Consider the following 15,136-nt stretch of genomic DNA (forward strand, 5'->3'; position numbering starts at 1 on the left):
TTATGACGACTCCTTATCAACGTAAAGACCACGATTCTGTATCTAGTGATGTGGTGTGGCACAACTCAACGGTAACGCACGCAGACCGTGTTGCTCTTAAACAGCAACAATCGGTGTGCTTGTGGTTTACCGGCCTGAGTGGCTCAGGTAAATCCACGGTCGCAAACGCTGTCGAAAGCAAACTGCTGCAGATGGGAAAGCATAGCTATCTTCTCGATGGTGATAATGTGCGCCATGGCTTGAACAAAGACCTTGGTTTCTCAGATGCAGACCGCATTGAAAATATTCGCCGCATTGGTGAAGTGGCGAAACTGTTTGTGGATGCCGGTAATATCGTACTGACTGCGTTCATTTCTCCGTTTGTCTCTGACCGCCAGCAAGTGCGCGATTTGATGCAAGACGGCGAGTTTTTGGAAGTGTTTGTGGACACACCGCTCGAGGTGTGTGAAGCGCGTGACCCGAAAGGTCTGTACAAAAAAGCCCGCGCTGGCGAAATCAAACACTTCACTGGTATTGATTCTGAATACCAAGCCCCACTGAATCCTGAAATTCATCTAAAAACCGAGAATCTAAGCATCGAAGCGTGCGCGGATTTTGTCGTGGCTGAGCTTGAGAAAAAAGGCTATCTGCAACTGAAGGAAGAAGCGTAATGCATTACGACGTATTTAATGGCGATGCCGATGGCATCATTGCGCTACTACAACTTCGCTTTGCTGAGCCAAAAGAGTCAACACTGATTACCGGTGTGAAGCGTGACATCAAACTGCTTGAGCAAGTGGATGGCGATAAAGCAACTTCGGTTACGGCGCTGGATATCTCGATGGAGAAAAACCTGCCCGAGCTTGAAGGCCTGCTAGCCAAAGATGTTTCTGTATTTTACTGCGACCATCACCGCAGCGGTGATATTCCTCAGTCAGACAAGCTTGAAGCGCTTATCGATTTAGATGCTGAAGTGTGCACCAGTTTGCTAATTAACCAAAAGCTAGGCGGTCAATACGCAAAGTGGGCTGTCGCAGCGGCGTTTGGTGACAACCTGTTTGCTTCAGCAGAGAAGCTAGCCACTGAAATTGGTTTGTCAGACTCAGAGACTGAGTTCTTAAAAGAGCTCGGTACACTCATCAACTACAACGGTTATGGTGCCAGTCTTGAAGACCTGCACATTGAGCCGGCTGAATTGTACCGTCAATTAAGTCAGTTTGAAGACCCACTAGCGCTGCTTGATGACGAAACTTCACCTTATCACGTGCTCAAGGCTGGTTATGCGCTAGACCATGCAAAAGTTACCAGTATTGAACCGTCGCACAGTGACGCACAATGCAAAGTGTTTGAACTGCCGTGTGAAGCATGGGCACGCCGTATCAGTGGTGTGTTTGGTAATGAGCTTGCCAATCAAAGCCCAGAGTTGGCCCATGGCGTGTTAACGCTCAACCCAAATCATCAAGATTACACGGTAAGCGTGCGTGCACCGCTGAACAACCGTATTGGCGCCGATGAGATTTGCTCGTCTTTCCCAACGGGGGGAGGGCGCAAAGCGGCTGCGGGTATCAACCAATTACCAAAAGATGATGTAGCCAAGTTCACGCAAGTGCTGAGTGATTTCTACAAGTCATCCAACTAAGAAATTAAGTGCCCGCAAATGCGAGCACAGATAACAGAATTTAGGTGAGGGCAGGTAAGCCCCACTCAAAATACATTAGGAGAGTGTTATGTCTCATAGCTCTGAGCTAATCGCAACGGATATCGAAGGGTATCTGAAAGTACATGAAAACAAAGACCTGCTGCGCTTTTTAACCTGCGGCAACGTGGATGACGGTAAGTCTACTCTGATTGGTCGTCTGCTTTACGATTCAAAGCTGATTTACGAAGACCAAATGGCAGCGATTGAGAAAGACTCTCAAAAGTTCAACACCACTGACGAAGCGTTTGACCTAGCTCTGCTAGTAGACGGTCTCCAGTCTGAACGTGAGCAAGGCATCACTATTGATGTGGCGTATCGCTACTTCTCAACGGATAAGCGTAAGTTCATCATCGCAGACACCCCAGGACACGAGCAGTACACTCGTAACATGGTAACGGGTGCTTCTACGTGTGAACTCGCTATCGTAATGGTCGATGCGCGTCACGGCATTCAGACGCAAACCCGTCGCCACAGCTACATCTGTAGCCTGCTGGGTATTAAGCACATCATTGTGGCCATCAACAAGATGGACTTGATGGATTACAGCCAAGAGGTGTATCAGAAGATCAAAGCGGATTACCGTGAGATGGCGAAGAACTTCAACATCGACGACATTCGTTTTGTACCTATTTCTGCACTAAATGGCGACAACGTGGTGAACCCAAGCGAAGCGATGGATTGGTACCCAGGCGCCACCCTGATGAAACTGCTTGAGACGGTGAAAGTTGACCAAGACAAAGACACCGAGCACATGCGCTTCCCAGTGCAATACGTGAATCGTCCGAACCTGAACTTCCGTGGGTTCTGTGGCACGCTAGCATCTGGCCTCGTTCAAGTAGGTGATGAGGTCACAGCACTGCCATCGGGCAAGCAATCTCGCATCAAGTCTATCTACACCTTTGATGGGGAGCTAGAAACCGCACGTCCTGGTCAAGCGATTACCATTACTCTTGAAGATGAAATCGATGTGTCTCGCGGTGACATGTTGGTGCACAATGGTCATGAACCAAGTGTAACTAACAAGGTGCAAGCGCACGTAGTGTGGATGGGCGAGAACCCAATGCGTACACACAAAGAGTACACCTTCAAGTTCGCAACAAAATCCTGCACAGGTAAAGTGACGGCTATCCCTCACAAGGTAGACGTGAATACCCTCGAAAAGCACGCAGAAAACAGCGAAACGCTGGAGCTTAATGAAATCGCGTTGTCTGAGATTTCTCTGACGGATAAGATAGCCTTGGATACTTACCAAAGCCTTCCTCAAACAGGCTCGTTTGTTGTGATTGACCGCCACACGAATGTGACTGTCGGTGCGGGCATGGTGGAAACTGTAATTGATGGTACAGAAGACCAAGGTCGAGTGTACTCGTCAGCTGAGCGTGAGTTAAATGCGTATGTTCGAAAACATTTTCCTGAGTGGGGTTGCTCAGAGATTTAGTGATATCGAGAAATGTTGCAGTTAGAACAGAGTGAAGTGTTCTAAAGGACTCTTCACTTTTTAACTGCGAATAGTTTTATAGAGCAATCATATGCTACCGATTTTCTTCTAATACTTAGAAATACGAAGCTAAAAGTAAATTAAATAGAATTACGGTAGAAAATCAATTCTCCTTACTCTAACAAACGTGTTGGCTAGACACGTCCATATAATTCGTTTTTAGGCGATATACATGTCCGTATTTGATTACATAATTGAACTGTCTATGTTCTTCTTCCTCTCTTTGGCTATTTTGTACTGCATGAGGAAGGTAGGGTACGCTATTGGGTTGGTCGATAAACCCAATGCACGAAAACTCCATACTGGGAGTGTGCCGCTGGTTGGGGGAATTTCCATATGCATTACTGTTTTGTATTTTATTTATACCAATTCAGATGAGTTGATGTATCCAGAGCTATTTGCTTCGTGTATTTCCATACTTGTTTTAATAGGAGCTGTCGATGATAAGTTCGACATCAGCTATAAGTTCAGGATGGGGTCACAAGCGTTATTAACTTTGATAATGGTTTACGCAACGAACCTTAAGCTTTCCCACATAGGGAATGCGTTAGGCTTCGGTATGTGGAGTTTTCCGCCTGTTGTGGATACGGTTGTGACGTTGTTTGCGGTAATCGGCGCCATTAACGCTTTTAATATGGTGGATGGTATTGATGGGTTGCTTGGTGGTTTGACAATGGTGACCTTTACGTCGCTAGGAGTGGTCTTCTACTCACATGATCTCGTCCGCCTTACTTATATGTGTGCGGTATTTGTGATTATTGTATTACCTTTCGTTTTATTTAACTTAGGTTACTTTGGCAAGGTACGTAAAGTATTCATGGGCGATGCGGGTAGTATGATGATAGGGTTTACTGTCATTTGGGTGCTCATTGGTGGCACCCAAGCTGAGTATGGTGAATACATTATAAGACCTGTTACTGCGCTCTGGTTAATTGCCGTTCCCCTCATTGATATGATGGCTATTATGGTTAGGCGTATTCGTAAAGGTCACTCTCCATTCAAGCCAGACCGTGAACACTTTCACCATATCATGCAACGTATTGGCCTTACTCCACGTGAGTCTTTGGTGGTTATTTGTTTAGTACAGATTATCTATTCAACTGTTGGCTTACTTGGTGAGTATCTCGGTGTTCCTGAGTACGTAATGTTTTATACTATACTTGCCTGCTTCTTTGTGCATACTTATTGGATGACCCGCCCGTTTAAACTAGCGAAAATGGTACGTAAATGGAAAGGTGTTGATGAACCGCTGGAAGCACAATCCTAATACAATTCAAACCCGAGATACTTAGGCTAGTTTCTGCTTGTCATAGATTTAAAATATTAAGATAAATTGGTTAGGTTATGAAAATTGCAATTGCTGGTACAGGTTATGTCGGCCTGTCGAATGCTATGTTACTCGCACAACACCACGATGTTGTTGCTATCGATATTATCGAAGAGAAAGTAGGGCTACTAAATAATAAAATGTCCCCCATTGTCGATGCAGAGATAGAAGACTTCTTGGCTAATAAGTCGTTGTCATTCTCTGCCACATTAGATGTAGATTTCGCCTATAAAGACGCTGAATTTGTCGTTATTGCAACGCCAACAGATTACGACGTTGAAACCAACTATTTTAATACGTCATCTGTAGAAGCTGTTATTAAGCAGGTAATGGAAATTAATCCTGAAGCGGTGATGGTGATTAAATCCACCGTTCCAGTGGGATATACGGCTCGTATTAAAGAAGAACTAGGCTGCCAAAATCTGATCTTCTCTCCAGAGTTCTTAAGAGAAGGTCGAGCCCTTTACGATAACTTGCACCCGTCACGCATTATTGTCGGTGAGCGCTCAGAGCGAGCTCAAACCTTTGCGAACCTATTGGTAGAGGGAGCAGTTAAAGAGGACATAGAAGTGCTCTTCACTGATTCGACTGAAGCCGAGGCTGTAAAGCTTTTCTCTAACACCTACCTTGCTCTTCGTGTTGCTTACTTCAATGAACTCGATTCTTATGCTGAAGCGCACGGTCTTGATTCTCGCCAGATTATCGAAGGTGTGGGATTAGAGCCTCGTATTGGCAATCACTATAACAATCCTTCATTTGGTTATGGTGGTTATTGTTTACCTAAAGATACCAAGCAACTTCGAGCAAACTACGCAGATGTGCCAAACAACATTATTGGTGCGATTGTAGATGCAAATACGACCCGCAAGGACTTCGTTGCAGACTCCATACTGAAACGTAATCCACAGCGTGTGGGTATCTATCGCCTAATCATGAAAGCTGGTTCGGATAATTTCCGCGCCTCGTCTATCCAAGGCATTATGAAAAGACTAAAAGCGAAAGGCATTGAGGTGGTTGTGTATGAACCGGTTCTTGATGAACCTGAGTTCTTCCATTCTGCAGTCATTAAAGACCTAAACGAGTTTAAAGCGATGTCTGATGTGATTGTTTCAAACCGTATGGTTGAAGAATTGGCAGATGTAAAAAGCAAGGTGTATACGCGCGATCTATTTGGGTCGGACTAATCTTCCATTATTGGTTTTATCGAAAAACAACAAGTATCTTCAAAATGGCCTTTAGCTATTCTAGCTAAAGGCCATTTTAGTTATTGGATGCTCTTGTTCATTAGGTCATCAAAAGCCTTACCATCCTGCTGAGAAGCATTGGCCACATAAGGCGCATACACATCAAACAATAATCTACTATCACTATGCCCAAGCATTTGGGAAATATACAGCGGGTTTTCTAATGCCGCGATGTGGAGCACTGCTGCAGTATGGCGAGTTTCATAAGCGCGTCTTTTCGCAAGTCCCGCTTTTCTCAGCGTCGGATACCAAAGTTTCTTACTTACCCAATGCGTATCAAGTGGAAATCCCTTGGAATTGGTGAATACAAAATCGTCGGCACTGTCTTCATCGTAGTGAAGACGACTGAGTGCCTCAAACAAGGTGTCACATATCTTCAAATCCCGTCTTGATTTAGGCGTTTTCACATCACACAGTTCCCCATTCACATAGTTGTGGCGTATTCGGATGAGGCGATGTTCAAAGTCGATATTCGCCCATTTTAGAGCATGGATTTCGCAACTTCTCATTCCTGTCCAAAAGCGCAGAATAAAGTAGTCACGCCAGTTGATATCCACCGCATCTAAAAAGCGTTTTACTTCCTCAACTGTTAACGGCTTTGAGTTTGCTTTCTCTTCTTTGAGGGCTTTATAGCGACGAAGCGGATACTCAAACTTAAACTCATCTGACGCTAAACTAACGATTGCCACCAATGGCCAAAGAATATTGTTGATGCGTCTATTGGAAAGGCGTCTTGTGCCATCGGGTTTCACATCTTCCATTAACGACTGACGAAAGAACTCCACTTGCGAAAGAGTAATCTCGTTTACTAGCGTATTACCAAACTCCGGAAACAGATAACGCTCGAGATTGTTTCTGACCGTGCCTTTGTAGCTGTTTTTCCATTTGGACAGTTGGCGTTGATACCACTGGGTCGCAAAGTCATCAAAGTACGGATACAAACGATCGGGGTGTTTGGCACGTTGCAATTCTTCAAAGCGTTTCACCTTTTTACTTTTTGGAAAGTAATCACGGTACTCAAAAGTACCTAGCGCAACTTCCGCATTAATGCGCTTTAACATCGCTTTGGCTTTGTTGAGGTTCTTTGGGGTTGCCACCATCTTGGTGCCTTCACGAAAGCGAACACCAAAGATGTGTATATCAAACTGAATGCGCCCATTGGGGCGAATACGAATGTGAGCCATGTTGGCCTCCATCAATCAAGTTATACCCTTAACCGATGGGATTAGATAGAATCTTTCCATCGGCTGGGTCTGGTTTCAGCGAGAGCAGCCGGTGCGGAGGGAAGTGGTTGCAGCCACTTCTCTCCAACTGCGTGTTTCTTTCTTAGTTTCCCCCTCCTTTAACTCTTCTTTCTTTGCTGTTGCTAATAGTCTAACCCACGATTTTTATTTCCAAAATCGACCCTAACTGCCTGTTTTAACTACGACTCTGCACAACTACTAAAAAGGTCACCTTGCGCGGGTTCAATGGTTTTGTGGAATTCAATTTCCGCAGTCATTTCCTCTAGTCCCTCTGGATAGAGCTCAATACCCACGGTTGAGTAGGGGAACTTTGACTCGGTGTGTTTGTACAAGCCCAGTACTCGTGAACCGTCAGGGGCGATAAGTACTTGCAGATACATCTCTTTTGAACCGAGTTTTTTAAACTGTGTGATGGCATTCTTGAATTCCGTAGAGGTCAGGGTATAGAGCAAGGTTTGCTTTGATGGTAATACCTTGGACTCAAAGTGTTTAGAACATCGCTCATCTTCACTGGCCCCACTAATCAGAATGACTGTAGGGCAGACATACAAAAGCGTGTTGTTGAGAAGTTTGAGCGTATCGACTTTTTGGTGTGAGGCGAGTTCATTACAAAGCCCACTTACATCAATACTGAATTGGGTTTCAGTCTTATATTGGATGGGCTTGGCATCAATGTCGGTATCGAGAAAATTAAGCACAACCCCGATGGTCATCACCTCATCAGAAAAGATCGCACTCTCATCATCAGCATAGACATGAATATTGTGAGACAGCGTGTTCTGACACAATACGCTGAGCGTTTTTAAGCTGTTTGCATCGAGTTTAAGGTCGATGCGAGGGTTATCTTGATAAGGAAATTCGTAACTGTGCAGTGTATGGTCAGCCACAATCTCCAGCTTTTCCTCTAGTTGGTTGAGTCTAAAGAGTGACAGTTTTGGGTGTGAGTTGGTATGGCGTTGGATGCTTTGGAGCCAACATGTAGACAGCGGTTCAAACCCCGTTGATTGTATTTTGGCGAGCAGTTCAAGATGAGTCTCATTGGCTGGCTTAGCGTTACCATCTCGCCAAGTACCACTTTCCGGTTGCCAGCTCAGTCTTGGCAGTCTTCTGTTATCGTAATTTACATGAAAGTGAATGGATTCTCCATTTCGACTTTGAACAGGGTTCTCTAAGCAGAGCTTTAACCAGCTCGCGTTGATACTGAATTTACCTGTCTTGAGAGAACAATCCTCACCGAGTTTAATCGTCAGCATATGAAAGCTTGCTTCATTGCCTGATATGAGAGTGAGGGCGTTTTTCTTGCGCTCAACGACAAACGTCACTTCGTTTTCAGTCGACTTGCTATCGAGAGATTCGGCAAAGGCTATAAGGTGAGCTTGATAGTGGTAATGGAAAGTCAGCATAGTGGTCACCTCACTTTAGATAATCGATAAGGGTTTGAAACAGCAATGGACTGTCAGGGATGAAGCGAAACGTCATGGTAAAACGGCTCGCCCCTGTTGCAATGGTATTAACGGCAATGCACTCGCCTTTCTTGGCGTAGTGCGTCTTAATGAGTTCAAGCTTTCTTTCAGGACTTTGCTTACGGTTCTGCTCAAGTAAAAAAGATACCTCGAAGCATTGAAATAGACGGGAGCGAAATAAAGCCTTAAACGCCTCGGCATTGAACTGATTGCAGGCAAAACTCACTGAAAAAGTGCGCTCATCAAGCACATCGATAGGACCAAGTCTCTGAAGCTCCTTGCGTTGCTTTTTAGACAATCCAAAGTCTCGGTGCTTTCCGGTAAGTTGCCAGAAATGGCTGACAGCTTCGAAGCTGACATTATTGTTCATCAAAGCGTCGATCAGCATTGGGGTTTGCCAATTAAACGTCGGCACCGCTTTTGAGCGAGCACTTGGTTTATGCGTCTTTAAATGGTTGTAATGAAGGTTGTTCATCCAAACATCAAAAAGTCGGTTGCCATCAAATGAGTGAATTGAAGGCAAGCTGGGCATATCGCGGTGCGTAACAGCGCTACCGATTGAAGTCGTGAGAAGCTCTTCAGTTAGCTCAGCGTCACTGAGCGTGATGGTGGTTTTCGAATTGAGTGTGGTATTTGCTGGCAGTCGCTTGGCAATGCTTGGCATGGACAGTAAAAAGTTGGTCTTATACTTTCCGATGAGGGTATGAAGTTGCTTAATTGAATACTCACGCTTGGGCGCAAAGAACTCGGGCAGCCACTCAATGCCATGCAGATAACTAAGACGCGTAGTAGCGTAGTGACTGTGTCCAAGTTGCGCGCCAATCACATCAAGTAAAATGCCGTCATTCATTTGTGAGAAGTCATTATTTTGAAGCCAGAACTCAAAGCGCGCTTCACACACTTCCTTGGCCAGCATCTCTATGGTGCAAAAATCTGAAGCAGAGTAATCATAATAACCACACGCCAGACTCAACCCTTGCAGATACAGTAGATGAGCGCCCGAGTGACGCAAATGATGAAAGCGAACCTGGTTGCCATACAGCGCCTTTAAGACTTGCGTTGCGGGATAGAGATAATGAAGCTGTCGCGAGCTTTCTGATTCGCCGATAAAACCAAGCAGGGGGGCGTCTTTAGGACAGGTTTGCTTGATTTTAAGCAGAGCGATTAACAGGTTCGCTGAGGCACTAGGCATTACCACATGTACATAGCGGGACTGACCGTTTTTGGTTTTGCCTTCAGGTGTTTCAGTGATGTGCAGACGAAACTGATGCTTATGGGCAGAGATGACCACCACATCTTGAATACGAAGGCGCACGATTTCACCTCGGCGAAGTGCGCCGTAGTAACCGAGAAGCAGTGCCACCGCACTAAATAAACGCTACAGTGGCGTGCCCTTAACGGTGTCGACCAACTGATGCACGGCGTAATGCACTTGTTCGGTGCTGAGTCGGTACGCATCCACATTCATCGGCAAAGTTGGGCAATTAAACTGATGAATATCTAAATGCTCAGTAAGAGCAAGGTGAGAAAGAGAACGAAGTAAGTTATACACCAGCCATTGGTATGCTTCACTCGCTTGTGTTTCAAAGGCCTGTTTCGCCCATGCATCAAGCTTAACGGGATCACTGGCATCGAGGTACGACAGCGGGCTTGGCAGTTTAGTGTAGATACCCGTGTAATCGACTAAAGTACGATGGCTGAGCGTTTCAACCTTGATACCGCCATGCACAATCAGATCTTTGATGAAGAGATACAGTAGGGTTGGCAGAACGTTATCTATTGGCCATTCAAGATCCTCCTCATTGGACAGCGCCGTTTTAAGCACGGCTCTTGGTTCACTGACAAGGCGCTTGAGTAGTGCGAGGTGAGGCCAGTGTGTTTTAACGTTCGTTTCGGATTTCGGTTGACTCTCAATTTGGGGCACCTCAAAGCATTTACGAAGGCCTTTTCGGGTATGAGTGTCACTGACCACCACAGGATCAAACGCGAAGTGTCGAGTGGGCTGAACCAAGTCTGATAGCAACTCAGGCGGATAACCATACTGACAATGCCAGACCGACTGGACTGCAAGATGCCACTCTCTTGCGTTAATCGGCTTTGAATAACGTCGAGCCAAAAGCGGGTGGGCAACATGCAGCTTGTTGACGTCATTATTAATAGACTTAAGCAAGTTCGCTTCAACAATGCGTCTTTTCCCGTTACTGGCTTGTTTGTAGTAATGATGCAGCGCATAACATGCCGTTGGCGTAAGAGAGTAGCGTGTAAAACTCGACAGTTGCTTTTTTTGTTTGCGTGGATGATGGACTTTAAGTGTGAGTCTGTCTTCAAACACTTCAATGGAATCAGGGCGTTTAAGTATTTCTATCCAATGAGCCATCGATAGAGGTGCGACTTCCATGCTGAGCAGAGTAATGAGCTCATACGGCGACAAGACTTTGCCTTTGCTCACCCAGTCTTGTTTCTTATATTCGCCATATAGCGCGCCACCTAAGTTGGCGTGCTTCATGATTTTAATTACCCAGCTTTGCATATGGTCGCGATAGACTCGCGCCTTTTGTTCCGGCAACTGCCACTGACACACGTTCTGCAAATAGAGAAGAATATGATCGAGTGCAATCTTTTGTTTGCGTTGGCGACCACTAGGCACTGTTTTAATGTGTGAGCGAATGCGCTCGAGTGATTCATCGGTTAATGTTCTGCGGTTTTGGCTGTCCTCAGCAATGAGCGTAATGACGGCTTCATAGTGCTCATTAGCTAAAGGAGATAACCCCATTTCATGCAGGTAGCATTGAATATCAGCAGCGGTTAGGTTGTTAGATGTCATGCTGTGCCTCCTTGGCAAGTTGGTTTTGATGTAAAAAGGTGCTTCTGAAGGTATCCGGAGCATCCAAACCTAGAAGACTCGCGAGTTGATTCAGGTGTGCGTGAACAGCCTCTTTGGAGGCAGGGAAAACCTGCTCACTTCCTAGATGTTCACCAAATTCACTGTGTCCCATCAAACGGTCAATCTGCTGTGTGGTGAGGGCAGGGAAGTTCGCCGTCAGCGCCATTTGTGCAAAGGAATGACGGAGTTGATAAGGAACCACGTTTGGATTGGCAGAGAAAGACTGTATGGCCGTGCGAAGCGTTTTTGCGTTGAGGTTTACCGCGTTGATATCCTCATCGAGCAAGTACCACAGAGAGTTCGTCTTTGGTTTTAAAGACAGGTGCAGGGTAATGATGTGCTGAACCGCAAGGTATTCTTTTAACGCATGAGAAAAAAAGTCACAAAGCCAAACTGTGCGATAGCGCCCTTTGTCGCGCACCATGGCATGGCGACAGTCAAAACACTGGCTAGCCTCTATTGAAATGGCGTGCGTGGGTCTCACGCCCGTCAGTATTAAAAACTGAAACGTGATTTGGTAGGTGCGCAGATTGTAATAGTGTCTAAGTGACTCCTTCGTCCAGGTATCGCAGTGGGCCTCACGCACCGCATCAGACAGAGAATGAAAAAACTGTCTGACTTCATCAACAGAGAGTGCCCTATCTGAACCGACATAAATGGGCTCAGCAGGTACATGAGTGTAAGTCCCGTTTTGTTGACGTCTCTCAAGTTGGGGAATGCTCCCCGATTGCATCAGGTATTGAGGGCGCTTTACGCGTTGCTCGAACTGAAAAGGGAAGTAACCTTTCAGCTCATGCAAACGGATAGCATCCACCAAACGCTTTACATAGCGATTGTGGGCTTCAAATATCTTAAAGCGTATTTTGTCACTGCCCTCTCTTTGGTATGCCTTAGCGCTATGATGATGGTCTTGATGGCGCGTTAGCATCACACTTTTGGCAATCGTGGAAAGCTTGGGATCGCTCTGCCCCATATGAAGCCAGTAACGAAACAAACGATCTTTTCGCACGCGAGCATGAGAAGAGAGCTTACCCAGAGTTTTCCATTTACGACCAAGGTCTTCACAAAGCGCTTTGTGTTGCTTTTCCGTTAGTAACGGCGAAGAAGAGCCCGACGGAAGAGCGTCAATGAACAGAGAAATGAAAGCGTCAGGTATAGGTTGCCAAAGATACTCAACAGCGCCTTTCACTAGATACGCATTCGCATACTCAATCCAACTGATGTTGTTCATGCGTACCGGTCTAAGAGCGTGGGGTTGGCATTCTGAGTTGCCAGTAACGCGCTTAAGTCTGGGCAAGTTGCCTATCGCTTCTATGTCTAACAACTCATGGGTCATCCACCAAATAAGAAAGCAGGCAACCTTACGTTTGCGAACGGTCTCTGAATCACCTTTGCGATGAATACGATGCAGCGCAATCGCAAGTGTCGTCGCGATGAGCTGTGCATCGGGCGCAACCCCGCCACTGTTATTCGCTCGATTTCGTTTTTGTTGTGCAGTGAATTTGCTCATTACACCCTCCTTGGTCAGCTGATAGAGTTCGTGACCTCCCCAAAGTCGTGGAATCTTTGAGGGAGGTCTATTTCCAAAATATCAGCGAATTTTTATTTCCAAAATCGGGGTAAAGTGAGCTTGTAGGGATGGTGCTATGAGGTCTTAAGCCTTGTGGTATATGGCTTTGTTATGTATTGGGTTGGCGATTTATATTAGGATTTAAGTTGGTTATATAAAAATTATTTTTAGAACAATTCGAATTTTTTCTCAGATTTGTTCGAATCTCTACTGGGATAACTATGGGTGTTGTAACTTGTACTTAACCAAAGGAAGTGGGAGTAATGGATAAGCTTCCGGAAAAGTTTCTGAGTTTTGAAAACTTGACCAACTTAGTTTGCTTAATTGACTTGTGACTTTAGTTAAAGAGGTGAAGCGAATAGGTCACTCTCAAATCCGTGTTGCCTGTAGAGGATAGATTAAGGTCGACTTGCTCAGTGGTCACACATTTGGTGATGGGATTTGTGGGTTGTTCTTGGACAAACTTTGTTAGTTATATTACTCAATTAGGATGTAACGGACTAATTGAGATACGTGACAGTAAAGCCTTGCTGAGGTGCGCCTAACACCATGAAAAAAGGAAAGTCATCATAATCTCAAGGCTCAATCGAACCACAAATGATGAAGTTTAGCCGTCACTCTTAAGCATTTTGTTAGGTATTTTTGATGTTAAGTTCTTTTTTACCAATTTCTTTGATTTTCTTTGTACACTCATCCACAGCTCCCCACTGCTCATCGAGGTGCTCGAACCAAGTATTAGCATTGCGAGCCTTGGATAGGGCTTTGTCCATATCTTGAACAGCATCCAACACTTCCGGAGACACTATGAACGACGAGGTTTCCGCTATTCTAGATATGTTTCGTCTCGCTTCTTTAAACTCAGACCAAAGTTGCTCGCTATATTCCTCACTCAACTGTCGTTGTTCAATTTCAGCATCAAAATGCTCTCCGGAACGCCACTTCATATCGTGAAGAGCTTCGATCAAGTTTGTATAAGCGTCCGCTTTTCTTTCCCACCACTTTTCATTCCGAAAACGACGGTTGGCTAACCAAGCAGCGAGAAACGCGGCACTAACTGAGATTAGTATCTGGACGACTAATTTAGCTATTTCCATTTTTATAAAATCCAAACTTGAATGAATACCTAGCGACATATTAAAGCGTGAGCAACGATACCACAAAACTCAATTATGCTACTGTAAACACAAAGCTCAACGATGGAACGGAAAATACGAAGAGCTGGAATTTACTCCCAAAGGCTTTGTTATACCTTTATATTCCTCGAGAACAACTCCTCAAAAAAGCTGCTAAAAACCTCTGAGCAGTAAGCAACAACCCCTTTTCCAAGCGCTATTTTATTATACTGGGCTAGTGATAGATGAGGACAAGAATTTACATATCCCATTAACGCCTGATTACCGGTTGGGACTGCACCATCGGCGTGAACTAGTTAATTTCTAATCTGTTGAATTAGTTGGATTTCACACCAAGTTTTATGTTCCTCTGGGAAATCAATTTTTGCTACTTTAGTTAAGTAAACTTGTGATCTCTTGAGGATATCATTTTCACCAAAATCAGATAGCAAGATTTCCGTATTTGTTAATCTTGTATATAGATGACAAAGGCTATTTAAGTGCTTTTCAAGTACAGAGTAAATGCTGATCACACCAGACTTTCGCTGAATATCAGGGTAAATTTCCCCGAGTTCCCTATACTCATAATGCCTATCTTCAAAAAAATTAGCTCTTTCATAAGGATCTCAATCTTTTGTCATGTCATTATGCGCTTTGCGCAGTTCTAAAACTTCCTGCTCGAGAAGATCCTCTACTTTTTGGGCATGAAACTTATAGTGTTGAAGTTCAAAAATAACGCTACTCTGTGCAAATGATAAGAATATTGAATCCACGCAACTCTCCTGAAAATATAGCATTGTTAATAGTAGGTCTACTCGTAACTCTGTTTTCCTAAACGCTATTTAACCTAACATAAATCATTAAAGTATAATGCATATATTTCATACCCATTCTTCAAATAAAGCGATTGGATGTGCTACCTTCGGAATACAAGCAATTTATTCATACTCAAACTGAATTCAGCTCACTAAGTGGTATAAATAAACATAGCAAGGTACGGGCAGGCCTTGTCGTATGCAATACATTATTATTTATATGTGAAAACTAGCTGACTATCTAAGATGTATTCAAGAGTGGATCAATTTTGGGGGTATTTCTAAGTTATGAAGTGTCCAC

11 protein-coding genes are annotated in these 15,136 nt (G+C 44.6%); 5 read left to right on the forward strand and 6 right to left on the reverse strand.

Annotated elements, in window-relative coordinates:
* Window positions 1-2: 2 nt before the first annotated feature.
* The 5 genes from cysC to Pcarn_RS18645 all read left to right on the forward strand — a co-directional run bounded on the left by cysC (window position 3) and on the right by Pcarn_RS18645 (window position 5,687).
* On the forward strand, window positions 3-650 hold the full coding sequence (gene cysC / locus Pcarn_RS18625) for an adenylyl-sulfate kinase (RefSeq protein ID WP_261835820.1): 648 nt from the start codon (window positions 3-5) through the stop codon (window positions 648-650).
* Window positions 650-1,618: a DHH family phosphoesterase gene (locus Pcarn_RS18630; RefSeq protein WP_261835821.1), complete on the forward strand. Its 969-nt coding sequence runs from the start codon at window positions 650-652 to the stop codon at window positions 1,616-1,618. Before cysC ends, Pcarn_RS18630 begins: the two co-directional genes overlap by 1 nt.
* Before the next feature lie 88 nt (window positions 1,619-1,706).
* Window positions 1,707-3,116, forward strand: a complete 1,410-nt coding sequence (cysN, locus tag Pcarn_RS18635) for a sulfate adenylyltransferase subunit CysN (RefSeq protein WP_261835822.1) — start codon at window positions 1,707-1,709, stop codon at window positions 3,114-3,116.
* A 232-nt stretch (window positions 3,117-3,348) separates the two neighbouring features.
* Window positions 3,349-4,443, forward strand: a complete 1,095-nt coding sequence (gene wecA / locus Pcarn_RS18640; RefSeq protein WP_261835823.1) for a UDP-N-acetylglucosamine--undecaprenyl-phosphate N-acetylglucosaminephosphotransferase — start codon at window positions 3,349-3,351, stop codon at window positions 4,441-4,443.
* A gap of 77 nt (window positions 4,444-4,520) precedes the next feature.
* On the forward strand, window positions 4,521-5,687 hold the full coding sequence (locus Pcarn_RS18645; protein WP_261835824.1) for a nucleotide sugar dehydrogenase: 1,167 nt from the start codon (window positions 4,521-4,523) through the stop codon (window positions 5,685-5,687).
* Window positions 5,688-5,767: 80 nt separating this feature from the next.
* Here the strand turns inward: Pcarn_RS18645 and Pcarn_RS18650 are convergent, their stop codons facing one another.
* From Pcarn_RS18650 to Pcarn_RS18675, 6 genes are all read right to left on the reverse strand, one after another.
* Window positions 5,768-6,931, reverse strand: a complete 1,164-nt coding sequence (locus Pcarn_RS18650) for a tyrosine-type recombinase/integrase (RefSeq protein ID WP_261835825.1) — start codon at window positions 6,929-6,931, stop codon at window positions 5,768-5,770.
* Between the two features lie 239 nt (window positions 6,932-7,170).
* Window positions 7,171-8,394 carry a hypothetical protein gene (locus Pcarn_RS18655; RefSeq protein ID WP_261835826.1) on the reverse strand — a complete coding sequence of 408 codons (1,224 nt, stop codon included), beginning with the start codon at window positions 8,392-8,394 and terminating at the stop codon, window positions 7,171-7,173.
* A 10-nt stretch (window positions 8,395-8,404) separates the two neighbouring features.
* Complete coding sequence (locus Pcarn_RS18660; RefSeq protein ID WP_261835827.1) at window positions 8,405-9,817, reverse strand: site-specific integrase; 1,413 nt, start codon at window positions 9,815-9,817, stop codon at window positions 8,405-8,407.
* 15 nt (window positions 9,818-9,832) lie between these two features.
* Entirely contained in the window at window positions 9,833-11,278 is a 1,446-nt protein-coding gene (locus Pcarn_RS18665) for a hypothetical protein (protein WP_261835828.1), read from the reverse strand.
* Entirely contained in the window at window positions 11,268-12,848 is a 1,581-nt protein-coding gene (locus tag Pcarn_RS18670) for a site-specific integrase (protein ID WP_261835829.1), read from the reverse strand. The genes Pcarn_RS18665 and Pcarn_RS18670 overlap by 11 nt, the downstream gene beginning before the upstream one ends.
* 692 nt (window positions 12,849-13,540) lie before the next feature.
* Entirely contained in the window at window positions 13,541-14,002 is a 462-nt protein-coding gene (locus tag Pcarn_RS18675; protein ID WP_261835830.1) for a hypothetical protein, read from the reverse strand.
* Between the last annotated feature and the right edge of the window lie 1,134 nt (window positions 14,003-15,136).

It is taken from the genome of Vibrio ishigakensis, from assembly GCF_024347675.1.
Taxonomy (GTDB): Bacteria; Pseudomonadota; Gammaproteobacteria; order Enterobacterales; family Vibrionaceae; genus Vibrio; species Vibrio ishigakensis.